Here is a 19,274-nt window from a genome sequence, read left to right as displayed (position 1 = left end):
TGGCGCCGGTGGCGGCCTGGGCCGGGCCGGCGGCTGCCGCGGCGGCGGCCAGCGCGGCGCTGGCCAGGACCGCGATCCGGCGGGTGGCCGCCGGGCGCCGTGACAACGATGTCAACACATCGATCAACTCCTTCGGGTGGGGGCTCCGGAGGGGGATGTGCATAGATGATGACCTATGCCCGGCCAGGCTAGCGGTTGGTAAACAATGTTTCTAGTGCTCGGCTCGCCGAACATGGCCGAACAAAGTCCGACGCGAGATCTACCTGAGCGGACAGCTCTGGACTAGATTCATCGATCACGGCGGATAGTTTCCGGGAGGTTTCGGCATGACATCTGCGCACCCCACCAGGCGTCGCCTGCTGCAGCTCGGCACCACCGCGGGCGCGGGCCTCGCGCTCAGCCCGGTGCTGCCCGGTGGCCGCCCCGCCGACGCGGCGCCCGACCCCGCCGACACGGTGCCCGACCCCGCCGACGCGGTGCCCGCCCGCGGGGGCGCCCCGATCCGGCCGCCCGCCGTCCCGCTCGCCGTGCGTTCGCCGTACCTGAACACCTGGCTCCCGGCGGACAACCTGCCCGGCACGTGGCCCACGTTCTGGACCGGGCGGGTGACCGCCATGACCGGGCTGGCCACCGTGGACGGGGTGCCCTACCTGTTCATGGGTTCGCCCTCGTCGCCCCTGGACTACCCGTTCCCGACGATGCGCCAGGTGGCGCTGACCGTCACGGCCACGAAGTCGGAGTTCGTCCTGCGCCAGGCCGGCATCGAATTGAGCGTGACGTTCCTGTCCCCGATCACGCCCGGCGACCTGCGACGGCAGTCCCAGCCGCTGAGCTACGTGGCGATCAGCGCGCGCAGCGTCGACGGCAGACCGCACGACGTGTCGGCCTACCTCGACATCTCCGGCGAGTGGGCGTCGGGCGACGCCGGCCGGTCCATCACCTGGGACCAGCAGACCTCCGACGGCGTGGTCAGCCTGTCCTGCCGGCAGTCCAGCCCGGACGTGCTCGCCGAGCGCGGCGACACCGCCGAGTGGGGCACCGTCGTGCTGTCCAGCGTCGCCCGGCCCGGCCTGACCTGGCAGATCGGCGCGGACGGCGACGTGCGCCGCCGGATCGCCACCGAGCACACCCTCGCCGGCACCGTCGACGCGGACAAGCCGCGCCCGATCAACGACCGCTATCCGGTCTTCGCGTTCAACCAGTCCCTGGGCACCGTGACCCGCCACGCCGGCGAGCCGTTCGTGGTCAGCATCGGTCACCTGCGCGAGCCCACGGTCAGTTACCTCGGCACCCGCCTGCCCCCGCTGTGGCGCACCTACTGGCCGGACGGGCCCGGCATGATCGCCGAGTTCCACCGCGATTACCCGGCCGCGGCGGCCCGCTGCGCCACACTCGACCGGACCATCGAACGGGACGCCACCCGGGCCGGTGGCCCGCGGTACGCCGCGCTGTGCGCGCTCGCCTTCCGCCAGGCGTACGCGGCCACCGACCTGGTCAGCCGCGACGGCACACCGTGGGCGTTCCTCAAGGAGATCTCCAGCAACGGCAACATGCAGACCGTCGACGTCACCTACCCGTCGATGCCCGTCTGGCTGTACGCCGACCCGGCGTACCTGAAACTGATCCTGGCGCCGGTGCTGGACTACGCGGAAAACCGCGGCTTCCCGAAGACGTTCGCGCCGCACGACCTGGGCGCGCACTACCCGAACGCGGACGGGCACCTGTCCGGCGAGGGCGAGGAGGACATGCCGGTCGAGGAATCGGCCAACATGCTCATCATGGCTGCCGCCTACCTCGCCCGGGTGCCGGCCGCCGAGCGCCGGGCGTACGCGACCGCGCATGACCGGATCTTCCGGCAGTGGGCCGACTACCTGGTCGACAACGCGCTGGATCCCGAGTTCCAGAACCAGACCGACGACTTCACCGGGTTCATCGCGCACAGCGTGAACCTCGCGCTCAAGGGCATCGTCGGCATCGGCGCGATGAGCCTGATCGCCGCCGCGGCCGGCGACGCGGCCGACTCCCGGCGTTACCGCGACACCGCACGCGAATACATCGCGCGGTGGCAACGCATGGCCCTCGACCCGTCCGGGGAACACCTCAAGCTCGCGTACGACCGGGACGGCACGTGGAGCCTGAAGTACAACGGGTACGCCGACGCGGTCCTCGGCCTGCGGCTGGTGCCCGCCTCGGTGGCCCGGCTGGAGGCGGACTGGTATCTGCGGCACGTCGCCACCGACGGCATTCCCCTGGACATCCGGCACACGTACACGAAGGCAGACTGGGAGATGTGGACGGCGGCGTGGCTGAAGGACCACACCGCCGTACGGGATCTGCTGATCGACGGCCTCTACCGCTTCGCGGACACCTCGGGCCAGCGGGTGCCGATGACCGACTGGTACGACGTGGTGGCGAACCGCCAGCAGGGCTTCCAGGCCCGTCCCGTGGTGGGCGGCTTCTTCGCCCTGCTCACGCTCTGACCCCTCAGGCGCGCCGGGCCAGGCGTTTCGTCACGCGCCGGCCCATCTGCTGGAACGGCACTTCGACGAACCGGTACGACACGTACGACGCCGCCAGCAGCACCGCCAGATATGCCAGCGCCAGGCCGATCCGCACCGGGGCCGCCGAGTCCTGGTGCGGCACCAGCCAGCCCTTGGTCAGATAGATCAGCACGAAGTGCAGCAGGTACACCGAGTAGCTGACCGCGCCCAGCCACGCCAGCCAGCCCGGTATCGAGCGGTGCCGCACCAGCATGCCCGCCCCGAAGCAGGCCAGCGCCAGCAGCAGCCCGCCCAGCCAGGACCGTTCCACCGGGAACTGGTCCGCGCCCACCATGTGCCACATGTGCCCGTGCAGGTAGACCGCGGTCACCGCGGACGCCACCACCACGGCCACCGCGGCCACCGCCCGGTACGGCGATATCTGCCCGGCGTGGTACCGGTACAGGGCCGTACCGGTGAACATGACCGCCAGGATGATGAAGCCCTCCCAGGCGCCGGACCGCTGGTTCAGGCCGAGGAACATCGCCACCAGCCCGGTGATCAGCACCGCGCCAGCGAGCACCACCGCCCGCCACCGGGTGCTGACCGCGACCACGCCGAGGAACATCACCAGCGCCGTCAGCACCGTCAGGTTGCGCAGCGCCACCCCGTCGGTGGCCAGCATCCGGGCCGGCAGCAGCCCGCCCAGGGCGGCGGCTGCGGCGGCGAGCAGCATCGCGATCTCCGCGCTGAAGCGGTGCACCCCGATCACGAAGACCACCGTCACCAGCAGGTAGAACAGCATCTCGTAGGTGAGCGTCCAGAACTGGTGTTGCAGGTTCTCGGCGCCCAGCACCTCGTGCAGCATGGTCAGGTGGGCCAGGGTCGAGGTGGTCGGCTGGTCGGTGAAGGTGTCCGGCACCCAGCCCGGTCCGTGCACGCCGATCAGCACGGCGATCGCGATGGTCAGCAGGAACGCCGGGTACAGCCGGAACACCCGACCGATCCAGAAGTCCCGTACGCTCCCCCGCCGCTCGATCGACGCCGGCACAATGTATCCACTGACCAGGAAGAACAGCGTCACACCGAAGGTGCCCGCATGGGCCCAGCGGGTGGTGGCGAGCTTCAGGTCCGGCATCAGGTAGCTGCCGAAGTGCTCGTAGACCACGGCGAGCACCGCGATGCCCCGCAGCGCGTCGAGCCATTGCAGACGCCGGGCCGGCCGAGCCGCGGGGGTGTCGGCGACACGCTCCCCTGCCGGTGCCGCGCCGCCTTCCGCCGGTGCCGCGCCGCCCCCCGCCGGTGCCGCATCGCCCCCGGTCGGTGCCGCATCGCCCCCGGTCGGTGCCGCATCGCCTCGAACGTCGGTCGTCATCCGGCGGACATTACTGATCCGCGAAGCCGAAGTGAACTCACTGTGGCGAACGGCGCTGCTCCCCGCCACCGAGGGCCAGCCCCGGCGCCACCGAGGGCCAGGCCCGGCGTCTCCGAGGGGCTGGCCCGGTGCCTCCGAGGGGCTGGCCCCGGCGCCCGGCGCCGATCCGGCTCGCCTCCGTCGAACGGGTGACCCCTGGCGCACATCATCGCTGGTCAACGCCTCCGCTTGGCGGTCAGCGGGCGACATCGTCGCCTATCGTGGGGCGCAGCGCCCGGCGGCGGCACTCCGGTGCAGCACCGGGGCCGGCGGCACTCCGGTGCAGCCGCAGGGGCCGGGGGCACTCCGGTGCGCCACCGACGGCATGAACCGCGACGAGGGGGCCAAGCGTGCGCGGACCAGACCACGAGCACGACCACCGGCACGATCACCGCGACCGGCACGACCTTGACCATGGGCACGACCACGACCACGACCACGACCATGGGCACGACCATGGAGACGAGCACGACCATGGGCACGGACACGACCATGGGCACGGGCACGCGCCGGCGGGTTCGCGACGGCCTTCCGCCGTACGGCACAGGCTTGCGCACCTGCTCACGCCGCACTCGCACGACAGCACCGACAAGGTCGACTCGGCGCTGGAATCCTCCGCGCTCGGCATGCGCGCACTGTGGATCTCGCTCGCCGTGCTCGCGTTCACCGGCGCCCTGCAGGCCGTCATCGCCGTCTGGTCCGGCTCGGTCGCGCTGCTCGGCGACACCCTGCACAACTTCGCCGACGCGCTCACCGCCGTGCCGCTGGGCATCGCGTTCATCATCGGCAGGCGGGTCGCCAACCGCCGCTACACGTACGGGTACGGCCGCGCCGAAGACCTCGCCGGCATCGTCATCGTGCTGGTCATCGCCGCGTCCGCGATCGTCGCCGGATACGAGGCGGTACGCCGCCTGCTGCACCCGGCCCCGGTCGAGCACCTGGCCTGGGTCGCCGCCGCGGCCGTCGTCGGGTTCGCCGGCAACGAGCTGGTCGCCCGGTACCGCATCCTGGTCGGGCGGCGCATCGGCTCGGCCGCCCTGGTCGCCGACGGCCTGCACGCGCGTACGGACGGACTCACCTCCCTGGCCGTGCTGCTCGGAGCCGGCGGCACCGCACTGGGCTGGGGCTGGGCCGACCCCGCCGTGGGCTTGGCCATCGCACTGGCCATCACCGTCGTACTGAAGGACGCCGCACGGGAGATCTACCGACGGTTGATGGACGCCGTCGACCCGCACCTGGTGGACCGCGCGGAGGAGACGCTGCGCGGCATTCCGGGCGTCCGCGACGTGGCCGCGGTGCGGATGCGCTGGATCGGCCACCGGCTGCACGCCGAGGCGGACCTGGTGGTGGACGACGACTTGACCGTGGTGCAGGCGCACGAGGTGGCGGCGGACGCGGAACACCAGCTCACCCACGCGGTGCCGAGGCTGGCGACGGCAACCCTGCACACCGATCCGGCATCCCATGCGGGCGGCGAGCACCACCGCGACCTGTCCCACCACCGGCGGGAGTTGCTCCGCCGCGGCTGACCGGTGCCATATCGCCGGTTTCGTAATGGCAACCCGCTATCTGGCAGAATGCCATCACGCATAGTCATGTCTATTATTTTTCACTCATCTGCATCGTGTTAGTAAAAGCCATTCCGATCAAGCACAATCGCCTTATAGGTCCGAGCATTTCCCTCTCCGCTACTTGTCGCCGCCCACTCGCCGCCACGGGTTCGGTGCCGCATGGCAACGGAGGACGCGAGAACGCCACCGAGAAGGGCTCAGACGATGAATGGTGATGCCGGCGGCAGGCCACCGCCCTCAGCGACGAGATGGCTCTGGGCTGCCTGCGCCGTTCCGTTGCTGACCGGCACGGTCGTTCTCATCGGCATCGGCCTGGTGTCGATGCTGGGCCAGCGTGGTGACAGCCTGCCGTGGGCTCAGTGGAGTGACATCGGCGAGGCTTTCGGCGCCGTCAATGCCGTAGCGTCGGCCTTCGCCGTGTTGGCGCTCGTCATCACATGGGCGCTGCAGGCCCGCGAGCTTCGCAGCCAGCGCACCGAAATCATCGCGCTTCGAACGGTGGTCCAGCGCGCGGAGGCGGCGTTGCAGCGCAGCGCGGACGTGGACGTGCGTCACCTGCACGTCGACCTGACTCGCATGGCGATTGAGAACCCAGACCTGGCCGAGGTGTGGCCCCGCCACGCCGAGGCGGCACCGGCGGTGCGTGCGCAGTATCTTTACGCCAACCTGCTCCTGCAACACGCTTGGCTGCAGCACACGACGGGGTTGGCCACCCGCGAGGAAATGATCAGCAACCTGCGATTTCTCTTTGCCAGCCCGACGGTGCGTGCATTCTGGCGGGAGACCGCAAACAGTCGGCAGAGCATCTACGTCAATGACAGCAGAGAGTTGGGATTGGCGGCGACTGCCGACCAGATCTGGCGCGAGTACGAGTCGGTGCTGGCCTGCTCGCGACCCGCCGACCGGTCCAGCACCGGGCGGGAGTGGGCGAAGCAGGATGTCCAGGACCCCACCGCAGCCCACTCCCCCTCCGATCCCGACCTACGCTAGTTCCTTGGCGGCGGCCAGGAACGTGTCCCGCGGGATGACGACGATGCGCTCGTACGACGCCACACCGGCATCCGCAGGCAACCCGTCGCGCAGTTCCTCGGTGCGATCCGTGCCGATGATCGCGAAATTCCCGTCCTGCAGTTCGAAGACGTCGGGGCACGTACAGTTCGTGGCGCTGCCCCGCTCGGCGGGAGTGGTCCCCCACCGGCGGAAAATCGGCGACGGGGCAAGCGCGCCGAAAGACGGCGAAGGACTCTCGGAAGTTGATCTTAAAGACACGGGACCCCTAACATATTGACATGGCTTTCAGCGGGCATGATCCTGCCAGGAAGTGATGCCGGGCAGAACGGTAAAGATTCAGCCAGCCCACGGCGTGAGAAGGGGCACCCGAGTCGGGTGGAAGATGGACGATGAACCTACTCCACTGAGGGTGGGAACTCCGGTCCACCGTTCAAAGCCCTTCGGCCTAAGCACTGGCCCTCCCTTGAGATCGGCCGCTGTCTGCGGACGCTCCATCCTGGTCTGTGCGCTCAGCATGCAGTCGCGCGCTATACCAAATTGCCAGAAATGTCTCACCGAACGCGTGAAGCGCCGGATGTACCCCCAAGGGAATGACTGCGCCCGTTTAGTCAGGTCGGCGTGGCCAAGGCTTCGGTTGGGGGAAGCCGGCTCGCACGGACCGCCGGGTAGAGGCCCGCCAGGCCGCCCACCTGCCCGCGGATCTGCCGCCGCTTCGCGGCCAGCCCGAGGATCAGGCCGCCCAGGGTGCTCGTGGTCGCCCGCTGCGCCGCCAGCGCGTCCGACGGCCGGGACACCCGCACCTCCCTCGGTTCCTCCGGGTTGGCGGTACGCGCCAGCACGTCCCGCACCGCCTCCACCCGGCCCGACGCGACCCGGGTGGAGATGGTGCTCGGCCGACCAGCGCGGCCCCCTCCGTTGGGCAACGCTGGTCCGGCGTTCCCGGTCAGCCTTACCCGGTCAGCCTTGCCCGGTCAGTGACGGGTCGTACGAGGTGGGCGGCCGTCCGTTCAGGACGGGTTCGCAGATCTGGCCGGCCTTCGCATCCGCGTGCGGGTCGTCGGAGGCGGTGTCCGGCCGCCCGCCCGGGGCGGACGCGTCCACCGGGTAGCCGTCCGGGCCCGGATCGCGGAAGCCCGGTACGCCGTTCGCGCGCATGCACGCCGCGTACGCGCGGGCGTTCTTGATCTGTTCCGCGGTCAGCGGCGGTCTGGTCGGCAACAGTTCCGGCGGCTTGGCCGGTTGCTTGTCGCGGCACGCCTGCGAGGCGTCCAGGAACGTCTGGTCACTCTTGCGAGCGCGCATGTCACCCATGTCGACGTCGCCCTTCGGGCCGGGGGCGGGCAGGTTCACCCCATGCGAGCGCATGCACCCGACCCAGCCGCGCATGTCGTCCACGTACGCCGCGACGGCGTTCCCGGCCGATGCGGTGGTCGCGCCGGGGGCCGGTGCCGCGGCGGCCGCGGTCGCCACGAGCGGATCGGTCTGATCGTCTCCGCAGGCGCTCAGCGGCACGGCGGCGGCCAGCACCACCGCACCGGCCAGCAGATGTCCACGTCGGACAGCAAACATGTCTCTCCTATCCCATTGTCGATGTCGTTAGAGGGCGGCCCAGGTCAGGCCGTCGGCGGAGCCGTACCACCGCCCGGCCTCGTCGTCGACGGTGTAGAACCAGCCGTCGGCGGTGCGGCGCACCGGCGCCACCCGGTCGGGCAGTCCGGTGATCCGCGCGTCGCGAAAGGTGCCGCCGGACCGGCTCACGAACGTCCAGCCGTCCGGCCCGTTCACCGCGAGCACCTGCCGCCCGTCGCCGAGCACGAAGGACCAGGCCGGTTCGCGACCGACCGACCCGACGAGGGCCCAGCTCCGCGCGCCGCTTCCGGTGCCGCTTCCCGTGTCGCTTCCGGTGCTGCGATAGACCCGGTCGCCGACCGTCGCGTACGCGACGCCGTCCGCACCGGCCACCACCTGCGGCGCGCGGCAGCCGGTGTGGCAGCCGGTCTTCGGGAACGCGTACGTGTCCCAGCTCGCCCCGGCGTCCGTGCTGCGCGCCACCGCGGGCGCGCCGGAGTCCGCGGTCACACCGGTGAGCCACAGCATGTCCGGGTGTCCGGGCGCGGTGGTGACGGCGGCCAGTCCGGCACCGGACGCGGCGACGGTGAGCGACGGCTCGTCGGCCAGCGGCGCGGCGGTGCCCGCCGCCGGGTCCACCACACGCGGCACGCATCCCCCGTCGGCCGGTGCCCCGTCCGCCGGTGCGCTGTCGGCCGGTGCGCAGACCAGCGCCCGCCCGGCGCCGACGTGCCCGGCCGGCGCCGTGACATCGCGCACCGGCGTCCAGTCCCGGCCGCCGTCCCGGCTGGTCAGCAGGGTCTGCCCGGCCGTGTCGTCGCGCACCCCGATCAGCGTCTCCGGGCCGACGGCGGTGATCGCGGCCAGCGAGGCCGGGCCGCCGCGCGGGGTCCATTCGTGTCCGCCGTCCACCGAGCCGTACAGCCACACCCGTGTCTTGCACGACACGTCGGCGCAGGTGGACCGGCCCATGTAGAGATGGTCGGGGTCCGCCGCGACGGAGAACCGGACCGCGCCGGTCGCGACCGCCGCCGCGGTGGACGCCGCACCGGCCGGCGTCGCGGGCGGTTGCCGCGGGTCCGGCGCCTGCGGGCGCATCAGCAGGGTCGCCCCGGCCAGCGCCAGCACGCCGAGCGCCGCGCCGCCACCGACCCGCACGGTCTGCCACCGGCGGTGGCGCCGACGCCCGGCGGCGAAGATGTCCGCGGAGGTCAGCCGGGACGGTGGCGCCGGCTGCGCCGCGACGTCGTCGAAAAGCTGCTTCAGATCGCCCATGAGTACACCCCTCCGGCCGGTACGTCCGGGTCCGACAGATCCACGGTGCCGAGCACCGCGCGCAGCGACGCCAGCCCCTTCGCGGTCTGGCTCTTCACCGTGCCCTCGGAACAGCGCAGCGCGGCGGCCGTCTGCGCCACGTCGAGCCCCTGGTAATAGCGGCACACCAGGGTCACCCGTTGGCGCGGCGGCAGCCGCCGGAGGGCACGTTCGAAGACCAGCCGGCGGGTGACGGCCTCGCTGGCGTCGTCCGCCCCGGTCTCCGGCAGCTCGGCCCAGGATTGCTCGCGGCGGCGCCACACCCGGCGGGTCTCCGCCAGGTACGCCCGGATCAGGCACGTACGCACGTACGCGTCCAGCGCGGCGTGGTCCTCGACCCGGTGCCACCCGGCGGCCAGCCGGATGAACGCGGTCTGGGTGAGATCCTCGGCCCAATGCCAGTCACCACAGATCACGTACGCCACGCGGCGGACCCGGCCGTGCGCCGCCGCGAAGTACGCGGCGAACTGCCGTCCCTCGGCGTCGTTCATCGGCATCTGCGCTCCTTCCCGTGTTAGGTGCGCATCGCCTCGCGAACGGGTTGCCCCACCGCGGAAGTTTCCCCGGATACCATCCGCTGGTGGTGTTCAGCCGGGAACTGCGACCGATGGTGCTCGCGGGTGACATCACGGTCACCTTCCGGCTGTGGAGCCGGTGCCAGGTCAAGACGGGCGGTCGCTACCGCGTGGGGCCGGGCGAGATCGAGGTGGACGCCATCGAGCTGATGCCGTTCGCCTCGATCGACGACGCGGACCTGCGCCGCTGCGGCGAGGCCGACCGGGAGGCGCTACGCCGCCGCGCCGCGCACGCGGGCCCGGTCCACGACGACACGCTGCTCTACCGCATCGAGTTCCACGTCGTCGAGTAGGCCGCCCGCCGCAGGTCCCGCCCTGCCCGCGGCGGGCGGCCACCGCTCACGGCCGCTGCGCGCGGATGATCGCGGCGTGCATGCTTTCCGCGTACGCGCCGGTGAACTCCACGCTGACGCCGGTGAATCCCGCCGCGCTCAGGCCGTCGACGTACTCGGCGCGGGACAGCGCGCCCGCGACGCACGAGGACCAGTCGCCCACCACGCCGCGCTGTTCCGGGGTGAGATGGTCCTCGGCCACCACGTCGGAGATGCCGATGCGCCCGCCGGGGCGCAGCACCCGGTGCATCTCGGCGAAGACCGCCGGCTTGTCCGCCGACAGGTTGATCACGCAGTTGGAGATCACCACGTCGACGGACGCGTCCGGCAGCGGAATGTCCTCGATGTGACCCTTGCGGAACTCCACGTTGTCCGCGCCGGCGTCGGCCGCGTTCCGCCGGGCCATGTCCAGCATCTCGTCGGTCATGTCCAGCCCGTACGCGCGTCCGGCCGGGCCCACCCGGCGGGCCGACAGCAGCACGTCGATGCCGCCGCCCGAGCCCAGGTCCAGGACCGTCTCTCCGGGGTTCAGGTCGGCGACCCGCAACGGGTTGCCGCAGCCCAGGCTCGCCCGCAGCGCCGCCTCGGGAAGCTCACCGCGCTCGGCGTCGGCGTACAGCTCGCTGCCGCCGCACTGCTCACCTTCGGCGGCACGGGTGGCCGCGTCGGCGTACCGGGCGCGGACCTGCTCGCGGATGTCGGCGGCGGACGCGTCACCGCGCACGGTGTCGCCGGTGCTGCCGCAGCAGGACTGGGTACCCAGGGTGGTCAGGGGCTCGGACATGGCGCACGCTCCTCGCAGTTTCGACATCCATCAAATCGGCCACCAGTGTGCACCCTGATTTGAGCATCGTCAAACTAGATGCGCATCGAATCAGCCGCGCCGTCGTCGAAGTAGTCGCCCGTCGCGAAGTCCGCCAGCAGCCCCGGGTGCGTCGGCTCCCATCCCAGCAGCTTGCGCGTCCGCGCGGTGGACACCGGGTTGTCCAGGCCGATCAGCGCCGCCAGGAAGCCGAAGTGGTCCACCACGTCGTCCGGCGCCACGCTCCGGGTCGGGATGCCCAGGTGGTCGCCGATGCTCCGAGCGATGTCGCGCACCGGGATGCCCGGCTCACCGGCCGCGTGCAGCCTGCTGCCCGCCGGGGCCCTCTCCACCGCCAGGCGAAAGACGCGCGCCACGTCCCGGGTGTGCCCGGCGGGCCAGCGGTTGCCGCCGTCACCCGGATATCCCGAGAAGCCCTTCGCCTTCGCGAGCGCGATCAACGTACGGGCGAATCCGTGCCGGTCCAATCCACTGTGGGTGATCGGCGGCACCCGGACCACGCTCGCCCGGACGCCGGCCCGCGCGAATCCGATGGCGGCTCACCCGTACCCGCCGGCGCCCCGCTCGCACTGGCCAGCGCCCCGCCCGAACCGGCCAGCGCCCCGCCCGAACCGGCCAGCGCCCCGCCCGAACCGGCCAGCGCCCCGCCCGTACCGGCCAGCGCCTCGCCGAGGGTGCGGACCGCGGCGAGGTCGGCGGCTACCGCGGCGGCCAGCTCGCCCGAGCGCATCAGGTCGTGCCGGAACGCCAGGTGCACGACGCCGTCCACGTCGCTCGCCGCCGCCGCCAGGCCGTCCAGATCGGCCAGGTCGCCGCGGCGTACCCGAGCGCCGTACCCGTCGATCATCGCCGCTGCCGCATCCGACCGGGCCAGGCCGACCACCTCGTGCCCGGCCCGGAGCAGGTCCGGGACGACCGCCGATCCGAGGTGCCCGGAGGCACCGGTGACAAGGACTCGCATGAAATCTCCATCCACAAGACTCGGGACTTGGTCCCATCACCCTACGCCGCGATGGGACTTAGTGCCATCGCGTAGACTCCTGCCGTGGCGCGATGGCAACCGAACGCGGGCGAACGACTCGAACGGGCAGCGTTGGAGCTGTTCGGCGAGCGCGGATACGACGCCACCGCGGTCACCGAGATCGCGGCGCGGGCGGGCCTCACCAAGAGCACGTTCTTCCGGCACTACGCGGACAAGCGCGAGGTCCTCTTCGGCGGCGACGACCGGCTCGCCGAGCAGTTCGGGGCGGCCATCCGGCAGGCCCCGCCGGACGCCTCCCCGCTCGCCTGCCTGGGCGCCGCGTTGCGCGCATGCGAGGCGACGTTCCCGATGGACCGGCACGACCTGGCACCCCTGCGGTACGCGGTGATCGCCGCCCACCCCGAACTGCACGAGCGCCAGCTACTCAAACGCGCACGGCTGGCCGCGATCGTGACCGAGGCGCTGCGCGAACGCGGCGTGGACGACACCACGGCACGCCTGGCGGCGCAGATGGGCATCCTGGCGTTCAGCACCGCAGCGAGCCGATGGTCCACCGTGGACAATCGACGCCCGTTCGCCGACATCGCCGCGGAAGTACTGGACGAGTTACGCACTCGCGCGACCGAGCTGGGCGCCGGCACGGCCGGGTAGCCACGCCGCGATTCGGTATCCCGTACGGCGATTTCGGTATCCCGAACAATGCGACTTCTGCATCGAGCAATTCCGCACCCTGCGCACCGCACTCGCCAGCGCCCGCCGCACTCCGAATACCGGCAATAAGGCGAGCTCAGCGCGCTTTCGACGTGATCGGAAACCACTCTTCCCGTACGCCGGTCGGTGCCCCGCATTGATTGGCACACACCCGCCGGTTGACCCCCGAAGTCGGCGCAACTTACCTTCACGGCAGCCGATCCAAGGAAATGTGTCGATCATTCCGCGACACACCGGACGGTTCCTTTTCCATGGGTACCCGACTTCGGGGGTTACTGTGAATTCACACCCGACCGCACATGCCCGAATCTCCCGCGACAAAGGCGGGGAATCCACGACCGGAGCACGGAAACGGATCATCGCCGGCGCCCTTGCCGGCACCGTCGCCGCGGCCCTCGCCACCGCCCTGTCGGCCTCCCCCGCCGCCGCGGTCTCCCCCGCCGCCGCAGTCTCCCCCGCCGCCGCGCTCTCTCCTACCGCCGCAGTCTCCCCTGCCGCCGGGATCGCCGGCGGGACCGACGACGGCCGGCCCGCCGCCACCGGCCACCGATGGGCCGACGTGACAAGCGAGCCGGCGTCCGCCCGACGGCGCGCGCCCGGCGGCCCGTCCACCGGCCTCGCCGCAACCGGAGCCGCATGTTCCGCCACCGTGAACGGAAAGCGGACGTGCCTCGAAATCACCCCCGCAACGTCGACCACTCGCCCGCCCGCATCCGCCCGAACCGGCCCCGCAGCCCAAACCGGCCCCGCAGCCCAAACCGGCTCCGCTTCCGCCCGCGCCGGCTCCGCTTCCGCCCGCATCGGGGAGATTCCCGCTCCTCCGTGGTGGTGCGTCGAGACCGATTTCAGCGTCATCCTGGCCGGTAGCCGGACCGAGGCATGTCAACGTTTCGTCGCCGTCTACACGACGTGGCGGACGATTGACGGCGTCATCACCGAGACCGGCCAGATGAAGCTGCTCATGACCAGCCACACGCCCGTGCACGCCTTGGACAATGAGTGGACGCACTATCTGCACGCCGGCGCCATCATGAGTTACGGCGATGCGATCGGCGCCAACCTGAACGCCGTCGGCGAGCCCTCCGGAGAATGCTCGGTGCGCCAGAACGTCTTCGACGGTGGCAGCATGCCCCTGGGCGCGCTACGCCAGGGAGAGCTCGGTCTCACCGGGACCGCCACCGCCGTGGGCGCGATCGGCTACTGCCGGTCCGGGTGGACCATCACCGTCACCGCACCCGGCTACAACCCCGCCTCGATGACCATCCGGTCCACCGGGATCCGATGCGACAACGCGACCGGCGGCAACCCGCGAAGCGCCGGCTGCGTGATCCCCTGGTACGCCGCCGCAGTCACGTACAGCCACGTGCAGCAGCGCACCGTCGCCGCACACGTGGAGCAGGCTCAGGGGTCCGGCCTGCCGGGTGCGACGTTCGACCGGCCGCTCACCCGGGCGAGCGACACGATACGCCAGCGGAATCGTGAACTCGCCTGCCACGACGCCGTGAGCCTCGAGGGGGAAAGCTGCGACGAGTATCCCCTGGCGAGCAGCCAGCAGGGGCTGACCGCCGGAGGCACGCGGCGTTCCTTCGCCGGCTGCCTGTTCCCGTTCATCCCGTCCGCGACGGGACCCACCGGGGTCAGCGTGTGCATGGTCGACGAAAACGACAACTGGTCGCAGGGCGGGAAGATGTCCGTGTTCTACCACAACAACCGCGTCCTCGAAGGCGACCCGTTCCGGGTGCTCGTGGTGCCCTGAGCCACGCGCCCCATGCCCGGGTGCGGCGCCACGGCTCGCCTGCGGCGCCGTGACCCGGGCGCGGCGCCGTTCACCGGCGGCCACCGACGTCGCGGTGCCAATACTCGGCGTCGCTGCTTCCCGTACGCACAATCGCGTCCTCGCCGACCGGAGCCGGCCACATCTCCACCAGATACTCGTCGACGATCCCGTCCGCGAATTCGCCCGCATGTCCCGCATCCCGTCCGTGCGCGCTCACACGTACGCGATAGGAGCCGCCCGGGAGACCGTCCAACTGACCCGAGGTCTCCCCCGCCCACGACGTCCATCCCACACGCGCACCGGCCGGAATCACCACCGAGACTTCCACAATGTCCTCGTAGCGCGGTGCCGGCAGCGGCGGCGCCGCGTCGGTCCGGCGGATCGTCAGCCGCGACCCGCCGGACCGGCGGGCGAAATGCAGATAAAGACCACCGGGGGCGGCGGCGCCGACCAGACCGTTCACCTGGTTCGCGAAGAACCGGTCGAAGTCACCGTCGAACCCGGCGCCCTCGCCCCAGACCAGATCGAACTGCCCATAGTCCGTACGCACCACGCCGTCGAACAACAGCCGCGTCATCCGCATCACGGTAGCGGGCCGCGCACACCGCCCCCCGCACCGCCCCGCACCGCCGCACCCCGCCCCACCGCGCCCGCCGCACACCGCAGCGCCCCGCCGCGCACCGCCCCGTCGCGCACCGCCCCGCACAGCAGTACGCCGACCGGGTGGGTGCCCGGCCGGCGTATCAGCGTTCGCGACTCAGCCGCCTATGCATCTGATTCGCCCGTGGCGCGACTCAGCCGCCCGTGGCGCGACTCAGCCGCCGATGGTGCACAGCGAGTCGATCTTGGCCGCGTCGTTCGCCACCTTCTCCTCGATGCCCTCGGGGATCTCGCCCGTCTCGGTCGCGGTCTTCAACTGGCTGTAGTCGTCGGCCAGCGCCCGCATCGCCGCGCTCACCTCGTCGCTGTTCGCCTTGTCCGCCGCCGCGTTCAGGCCGTCGATGGTCGTCTGCAGCTCCGCCGGGTCGTCGGTGCTGTTCAGGATCGCCGCCTTGCCGTCGGTGCAGCCCTGGTCCGCCACCGTCGACTTGGCCAGGACCACGCCCAGCGCGATCGCACCACCCATGATCAGCACGGAGACGATCAGGCCGGCGATCGCCAAGCCACGGCCCCCGGCGCGACCCTTGCCGGTCTTGAAGAAGGCGATCAGGCTCATGATGAAACCGATCGGCGCGGCCATGAACGCCAGGATCAGCCCGGCAATCGCCAGTCCGCTCGTGCCCCGCGACTGGGCCTGCGGCTGCGCCGGGGATTGGGCCTGCGGCTGCGCCGGGGACTGGGCCTGCGCCGGGGACTGGGCCTGCGCCGGGTCGTTTCCGTGCTGCTCGGCGGGCGAGGAGCTCTGCTGGTCGAGCGACATTATCTGTGTCCAATCAAGATTTCTGACGTTGGATCACGGACGGTAAACTAGGAGCCGGTCTCTTCGCTGCCCCGTTTCATGATCGTTATCTACGCCGGTCGCCCGCACCGGCTCCGTCGCCACCTGGGATACACCGGATATTCGCCGTCCCTTCAAGCACATCCTCGTACACCGCGATCTTGTGCCGTACGAGTTGCAACGCCTGATCCAACAGTCGCTGTCGATGTTCGATGCGCCTCGCGTGTTCCGCCAACAGCGCGATCCGCTCACTCTCCGTGCCGTCGCCTCGCCGCACCAGTTCCCGGTAGCGGCACAACTCCTTCACCGACAACCCGGAACCCCGCAGCACCACACAGTGATCCAGCCAGTCGATGTCCTCGGCCGAGTACGTCCGGTTGCCCCCGGGAAGCCGCTCCGCCGGCCCGATGATGCCTTCCCGTTCGTAGAACCGGATCGCGTGCACACTCACCCCCGTACGCGCCGCGACCTCCCCAATCCCGTACCGCACGCCCATTTCCCTGCCCCCGTTCTCCTCGCGCCCGTCCCCGTCGCGCCCCGTTCTGCCCGCGCCCGTCCCCGTCGCGCCAGTCCCCGTCGCGCCCGCTCGCGCTCGCCCCACCGCGCTGTGCCTGTCTACCGCGCCGTGCCTGCCTACCGCGCCGTGCTTTCGCCATTGACCTAGACCGGACTCTAGGTCCTACCGTCGACGCGCCGCTGGGCACGAAGTCCGGCGCGAAAGGGAGGGCGCCCGCATGCGTTACCGATACCTTGGCGGCACGGGCCACATCGGTGGCACCGGCATGCAGGTCAGCACGTACTGTCTCGGCACCATGATGTTCGGCTCCGTCGGCAATCCCGACCACGCCGAGTGCCGCCGCATGATCGACCGGGCCATGGACGCCGGCGTCAACTTCATCGACACCGCCGACATGTACAGCGCCGGCGAGTCCGAAGAGATCCTCGGCCGTGCGCTGCAAGGCCGCCGCGACGACATCGTGCTCGCCACCAAGGGCCACTTCCCGGTGAGCGCAGCGTCCCCCGCGGGGCCCGGCAACAGCGGGCCCGGCCACCGCAGCCCCGGCAACAGCGGGCCCGGCGTCGGCAGCCCCGGCAACCGCGGCCCCGGCCACCGCATCAACCTCAGCGGCAACTCGCGTCGCTGGATCACGCGCGCTGTCGACGACAGCCTGCGCCGGTTGCGTACCGACTGGATCGACCTCTACCAGATCCACCGCCCCGACCCGCACACCGACATCGAGGAGACCCTGTCCACCCTCACCGACCTCGTCGCCCAGGGAAAGATCCGCGCGATCGGCACGTCCAGCTTTCCCGCGCACGAGATCGTCGACGCCCAGCACGTCGCCCAGCAACGGTCGCTGCGCCGGTTCCGGTCCGAGCAGCCGCCGTATTCGCTGCTCGCGCGCGGCGTCGAGGCCGCGGTCCTGCCAACCTGTGCGCGGTACGGCATGGGCGTACTCACCTGGAGCCCGCTCGCGTGGGGGTTCCTCAGCGGACGGTACCGCCGCGGCGCCGCCGTCGACTTCACCACCGGTCGCGCCAAACTCGCGCCGGAGCGCTTCGACCCGCGCCTGCCGCGCAACGCCGCGAAGTATGACGCCGTCGAAGGCTTCGCCACGCTCGCCGAGGAGATCGGTTGCACGCTGCCGGAACTCGCCCTCGCCTTCCCGATCGCTCATCCGGCCGTCACCTCCGTCATCGTCGGACCGCGCACCCTGGAACAACTCGACAGCGCCCTGGCCGGCGCCGACCTCACATTGGACGACGCCATTCTCGACCGCATCGACGACATCGTCGCACCAGGCACCGACACGTTCCGCGCGGACAGCGCGTACACCCCGGCGGCCCTCACCGAGACAGCGCTGCGACGCCGCCCCACGCACGAGCGCGCGGCCGCGCAAGCAGCCGAGACCGTGTAAGCAGCCGACACCGCGCAAGCAGCCGAGACCGCGCAAACAGCCGAGACCGCGCAAACAGCCGAGACCGCGCAAGCAGCCGAGGCCGCGCAAGCAGCGCGCATCCTGCTCGACCGGCCAGCGCGCTAGCAGGTCTGGGTGGCCCCGGCGGTTGTAAGTGGCTACTCCCTGTTCACCAAGGCCGCCGTCGAGCTGGCCGTCCGCGACCCGGAGATCGCTGCGGCGGCCCTGCACGCGTACCGGCGACCCGAAGACAGTGCGCCCCCTGCGTCTGCCGGGCGCAGGCGTCCGGCGAGGTCGACGACAGCCTCGACGCCGGCGCGCTCGCCACCTACGACGTCGCCGTCACTCGCGGCATGGAGGTTCCTCGGCGGCGACGGCGTCGGCCGCACCGCGTTCAACCTGCTCATCCGGGGCGAGTAAGCCCCTGCCGGCACCGTCGCCGACGGCTCCCACATGGCGTTGTGTAGCGATGGTGTAGGCATCCGTGTTGCTGTCGACATCGATAGATACCCGGCAGATCGGAGAACGTGATGACGAAGCTCGGCAAGATCATCGGCACGGGCCTTGCCGCGGCCGTGGCAATCACCGCGGGGCCGTTTGCCACCGCGGCGTCGGCGGCGCAGATGGACGACTGTGTGCTCAACGTACAGAGCGGCAAGACGACCTGCTACACGTCACTTGCGAGTGCACTGGCCGCCACGCGCGGCAGCGCACAGCAGGTCATCGGCGGCATCCTGTTCGAAGACCGCTACCGGGCCGGGAGGTCCCTGGCCATCGAGATCGGAAACCCCTGCGTGACGAGCCAAACCATCGATTACCAGGTGAACATTCCGTTGTGGTTCAACGACCTGACCAGCTCCTACGAGGGGTACTCCAACTGCCTGGTCCAGGTGCACGAGAACACGAACTACGGCGGCCGCTACGACGGGCCCAGAGGCTACCAGCCGAACCTGTCGGGCATCCTGAACGATGCGGCCAGCTCCGTCCGGCTCTGGTGAGCCGCTGCGGCGACGGACCACGGTGTCGCGAGCAAGACCCTCGGCACCGCACCGCCCACACCACCCGTCGGCCTCTACGACCCGGCAGACGAGGACCGCCCGGTCGGGTTCGAGTCGCTGTCCGATGACGGCCAGGCGAGGCCATCAAGCCGAGCGAGGGCGGTCAGGTCGGGCCGGCCGAAGCCGGCCGGCGGGGTAGCGTCGGACACGTCGAGGTCTTCCAGATGGTGAGCATGAGAAACGTCCATCTTCGGGAGGCCTCAACTCCCACCCCAGGACCGACGCCCAGCCCGGAAATCGCGTGGCCACCCTTCAACGGCCACAGAAGAGTGGCCACCCTTCAACCGCCGCAGAAGAGGT

Annotated in this window: 20 protein-coding genes and 2 pseudogenes; 9 read left to right on the top strand and 13 right to left on the bottom strand. The window is 71.0% G+C overall.

The genetic code is table 11. The features are described from left to right. The first annotated feature begins 326 nt into the window (after positions 1-326). Entirely contained in the window at positions 327-2,480 is a 2,154-nt protein-coding gene (locus IEY73_RS27440) for a glutaminase family protein (RefSeq protein ID WP_189082219.1), read from the top strand. 4 nt (positions 2,481-2,484) lie between these two features. On the opposite strand, the gene IEY73_RS27435 is transcribed toward IEY73_RS27440, so the two are convergent. Continuing rightward, positions 2,485-3,855 (bottom strand): acyltransferase family protein, encoded by a 1,371-nt coding sequence (locus IEY73_RS27435; RefSeq protein ID WP_189082218.1) that lies wholly within the window; start codon positions 3,853-3,855, stop codon positions 2,485-2,487. Between the two features lie 389 nt (positions 3,856-4,244). Between IEY73_RS27435 and IEY73_RS27430 the strand changes: the two genes are divergently transcribed. Together IEY73_RS27430 and IEY73_RS27425 are read left to right on the top strand one after the other, a co-directional pair. After that, a complete protein-coding gene (locus IEY73_RS27430; protein ID WP_189082217.1) occupies positions 4,245-5,423 on the top strand; it encodes a cation diffusion facilitator family transporter in 1,179 nt (392 codons plus the stop codon). A gap of 318 nt (positions 5,424-5,741) precedes the next feature. After that, a complete protein-coding gene (locus IEY73_RS27425) occupies positions 5,742-6,455 on the top strand; it encodes a DUF6082 family protein (protein ID WP_189082216.1) in 714 nt (237 codons plus the stop codon). Here IEY73_RS27425 and IEY73_RS27420 read toward each other — a convergent pair. The 5 genes and pseudogenes from IEY73_RS27420 to IEY73_RS27400 form a co-directional block, all read right to left on the bottom strand. Further along, complete coding sequence (locus tag IEY73_RS27420; protein WP_229716201.1) at positions 6,447-6,734, bottom strand: hypothetical protein; 288 nt, start codon at positions 6,732-6,734, stop codon at positions 6,447-6,449. The two genes, IEY73_RS27425 and IEY73_RS27420, sit on opposite strands and share 9 nt — an antisense overlap. Positions 6,735-7,084: 350 nt before the next feature. Further along, a pseudogene (locus tag IEY73_RS27415) lies at positions 7,085-7,384 on the bottom strand (hypothetical protein); the annotation flags it as partial. Positions 7,385-7,433: 49 nt separating this feature from the next. Continuing rightward, positions 7,434-8,045, bottom strand: a complete 612-nt coding sequence (locus IEY73_RS27410) for a hypothetical protein (protein WP_189082215.1) — start codon at positions 8,043-8,045, stop codon at positions 7,434-7,436. A gap of 27 nt (positions 8,046-8,072) precedes the next feature. Beyond that, complete coding sequence (locus tag IEY73_RS27405; protein WP_189082214.1) at positions 8,073-9,320, bottom strand: PQQ-dependent sugar dehydrogenase family protein; 1,248 nt, start codon at positions 9,318-9,320, stop codon at positions 8,073-8,075. Beyond that, entirely contained in the window at positions 9,308-9,856 is a 549-nt protein-coding gene (locus tag IEY73_RS27400) for a SigE family RNA polymerase sigma factor (RefSeq protein WP_229716200.1), read from the bottom strand. The genes IEY73_RS27405 and IEY73_RS27400 overlap by 13 nt, the downstream gene beginning before the upstream one ends. Positions 9,857-9,939: 83 nt before the next feature. Between IEY73_RS27400 and IEY73_RS27395 the strand changes: the two genes are divergently transcribed. After that, positions 9,940-10,227 carry an ASCH domain-containing protein gene (locus IEY73_RS27395; RefSeq protein ID WP_189082213.1) on the top strand — a complete coding sequence of 96 codons (288 nt, stop codon included), beginning with the start codon at positions 9,940-9,942 and terminating at the stop codon, positions 10,225-10,227. A gap of 46 nt (positions 10,228-10,273) precedes the next feature. Here the strand turns inward: IEY73_RS27395 and arsM are convergent, their stop codons facing one another. From arsM to IEY73_RS33800, 3 genes are all read right to left on the bottom strand, one after another. Then, the gene (gene arsM / locus IEY73_RS27390; RefSeq protein WP_189082212.1) at positions 10,274-11,050 is read right to left on the bottom strand and encodes an arsenite methyltransferase; all 777 of its coding nucleotides are present in this window, start codon (positions 11,048-11,050) and stop codon (positions 10,274-10,276) included. A gap of 74 nt (positions 11,051-11,124) precedes the next feature. After that, entirely contained in the window at positions 11,125-11,529 is a 405-nt protein-coding gene (locus IEY73_RS33805) for a Rossmann-fold NAD(P)-binding domain-containing protein (protein WP_229716202.1), read from the bottom strand. Continuing rightward, complete coding sequence (locus tag IEY73_RS33800; RefSeq protein ID WP_229716199.1) at positions 11,526-12,050, bottom strand: NAD-dependent epimerase/dehydratase family protein; 525 nt, start codon at positions 12,048-12,050, stop codon at positions 11,526-11,528. The genes IEY73_RS33805 and IEY73_RS33800 overlap by 4 nt, the downstream gene beginning before the upstream one ends. Before the next feature lie 84 nt (positions 12,051-12,134). Between IEY73_RS33800 and IEY73_RS27380 the strand changes: the two genes are divergently transcribed. Both IEY73_RS27380 and IEY73_RS27375 read left to right on the top strand, forming a co-directional pair. Then, positions 12,135-12,722 carry a TetR/AcrR family transcriptional regulator gene (locus IEY73_RS27380; RefSeq protein WP_189082211.1) on the top strand — a complete coding sequence of 196 codons (588 nt, stop codon included), beginning with the start codon at positions 12,135-12,137 and terminating at the stop codon, positions 12,720-12,722. Between the two features lie 1,021 nt (positions 12,723-13,743). After that, positions 13,744-14,538 carry a NucA/NucB deoxyribonuclease domain-containing protein gene (locus IEY73_RS27375; protein ID WP_189082210.1) on the top strand — a complete coding sequence of 265 codons (795 nt, stop codon included), beginning with the start codon at positions 13,744-13,746 and terminating at the stop codon, positions 14,536-14,538. 70 nt (positions 14,539-14,608) lie between these two features. Here IEY73_RS27375 and IEY73_RS27370 read toward each other — a convergent pair whose 3' ends face one another. The 3 genes from IEY73_RS27370 to IEY73_RS27360 all read right to left on the bottom strand — a co-directional run bounded on the left by IEY73_RS27370 (position 14,609) and on the right by IEY73_RS27360 (position 16,487). Then, on the bottom strand, positions 14,609-15,136 hold the full coding sequence (locus IEY73_RS27370; RefSeq protein WP_189082209.1) for a hypothetical protein: 528 nt from the start codon (positions 15,134-15,136) through the stop codon (positions 14,609-14,611). A 237-nt stretch (positions 15,137-15,373) separates the two neighbouring features. Continuing rightward, entirely contained in the window at positions 15,374-15,979 is a 606-nt protein-coding gene (locus IEY73_RS27365; protein ID WP_189082208.1) for a DUF4190 domain-containing protein, read from the bottom strand. 85 nt (positions 15,980-16,064) lie between these two features. Next, on the bottom strand, positions 16,065-16,487 hold the full coding sequence (locus tag IEY73_RS27360) for a MerR family transcriptional regulator (protein ID WP_229716198.1): 423 nt from the start codon (positions 16,485-16,487) through the stop codon (positions 16,065-16,067). Positions 16,488-16,731: 244 nt separating this feature from the next. Here IEY73_RS27360 and IEY73_RS27355 point away from each other — a divergent pair, with 244 nt between their 5' ends. The 3 genes from IEY73_RS27355 to IEY73_RS27345 all read left to right on the top strand — a co-directional run bounded on the left by IEY73_RS27355 (position 16,732) and on the right by IEY73_RS27345 (position 18,914). Beyond that, positions 16,732-17,916, top strand: a complete 1,185-nt coding sequence (locus IEY73_RS27355; protein WP_189082206.1) for an aldo/keto reductase — start codon at positions 16,732-16,734, stop codon at positions 17,914-17,916. A 135-nt stretch (positions 17,917-18,051) separates the two neighbouring features. Beyond that, positions 18,052-18,336, top strand: a complete 285-nt coding sequence (locus IEY73_RS27350) for a hypothetical protein (protein WP_189082205.1) — start codon at positions 18,052-18,054, stop codon at positions 18,334-18,336. A gap of 110 nt (positions 18,337-18,446) precedes the next feature. Next, positions 18,447-18,914 carry a hypothetical protein gene (locus IEY73_RS27345; protein ID WP_189082225.1) on the top strand — a complete coding sequence of 156 codons (468 nt, stop codon included), beginning with the start codon at positions 18,447-18,449 and terminating at the stop codon, positions 18,912-18,914. On the opposite strand, the pseudogene IEY73_RS27340 reads toward IEY73_RS27345, so the two are convergent. Continuing rightward, positions 18,909-19,123: pseudogene (locus IEY73_RS27340) on the bottom strand (ISL3 family transposase); the annotation flags it as partial. The gene IEY73_RS27345 and the pseudogene IEY73_RS27340 sit on opposite strands and share 6 nt — an antisense overlap. Between the last annotated feature and the right edge of the window lie 151 nt (positions 19,124-19,274).

The organism is Mangrovihabitans endophyticus (assembly GCF_014646155.1).
Classification (GTDB): domain Bacteria; phylum Actinomycetota; class Actinomycetes; order Mycobacteriales; family Micromonosporaceae; genus Actinoplanes; species Actinoplanes endophyticus.
Note: the sequence above shows the minus strand (reverse complement) of the source record. Positions and strands in the feature narration are given on the sequence as shown.

Bases quoted from the DNA above. Each gene is read 5' to 3' on its own strand.
- IEY73_RS27400 (WP_229716200.1), bottom strand. From the start codon at position 9,856: ATGCCGATGAACGACGCCGAGGGACGGCAGTTCGCCGCGTACTTCGCG.
- IEY73_RS27375 (WP_189082210.1), top strand. From the start codon at position 13,744: ATGACCAGCCACACGCCCGTGCACGCCTTGGACAATGAGTGGACGCAC.
- arsM (WP_189082212.1), bottom strand. From the start codon at position 11,050: ATGTCCGAGCCCCTGACCACCCTGGGTACCCAGTCCTGCTGCGGCAGC.
- IEY73_RS27355 (WP_189082206.1), top strand. From the start codon at position 16,732: ATGCGTTACCGATACCTTGGCGGCACGGGCCACATCGGTGGCACCGGC.
- IEY73_RS27435 (WP_189082218.1), bottom strand. From the start codon at position 3,855: ATGACGACCGACGTTCGAGGCGATGCGGCACCGACCGGGGGCGATGCG.
- IEY73_RS27365 (WP_189082208.1), bottom strand. From the start codon at position 15,979: ATGTCGCTCGACCAGCAGAGCTCCTCGCCCGCCGAGCAGCACGGAAAC.
- IEY73_RS27345 (WP_189082225.1), top strand. From the start codon at position 18,447: ATGACGAAGCTCGGCAAGATCATCGGCACGGGCCTTGCCGCGGCCGTG.
- IEY73_RS27370 (WP_189082209.1), bottom strand. From the start codon at position 15,136: ATGACGCGGCTGTTGTTCGACGGCGTGGTGCGTACGGACTATGGGCAG.
- IEY73_RS27440 (WP_189082219.1), top strand. From the start codon at position 327: ATGACATCTGCGCACCCCACCAGGCGTCGCCTGCTGCAGCTCGGCACC.
- IEY73_RS27405 (WP_189082214.1), bottom strand. From the start codon at position 9,320: ATGGGCGATCTGAAGCAGCTTTTCGACGACGTCGCGGCGCAGCCGGCG.
- IEY73_RS33800 (WP_229716199.1), bottom strand. From the start codon at position 12,050: ATGCGAGTCCTTGTCACCGGTGCCTCCGGGCACCTCGGATCGGCGGTC.
- IEY73_RS27410 (WP_189082215.1), bottom strand. From the start codon at position 8,045: ATGTTTGCTGTCCGACGTGGACATCTGCTGGCCGGTGCGGTGGTGCTG.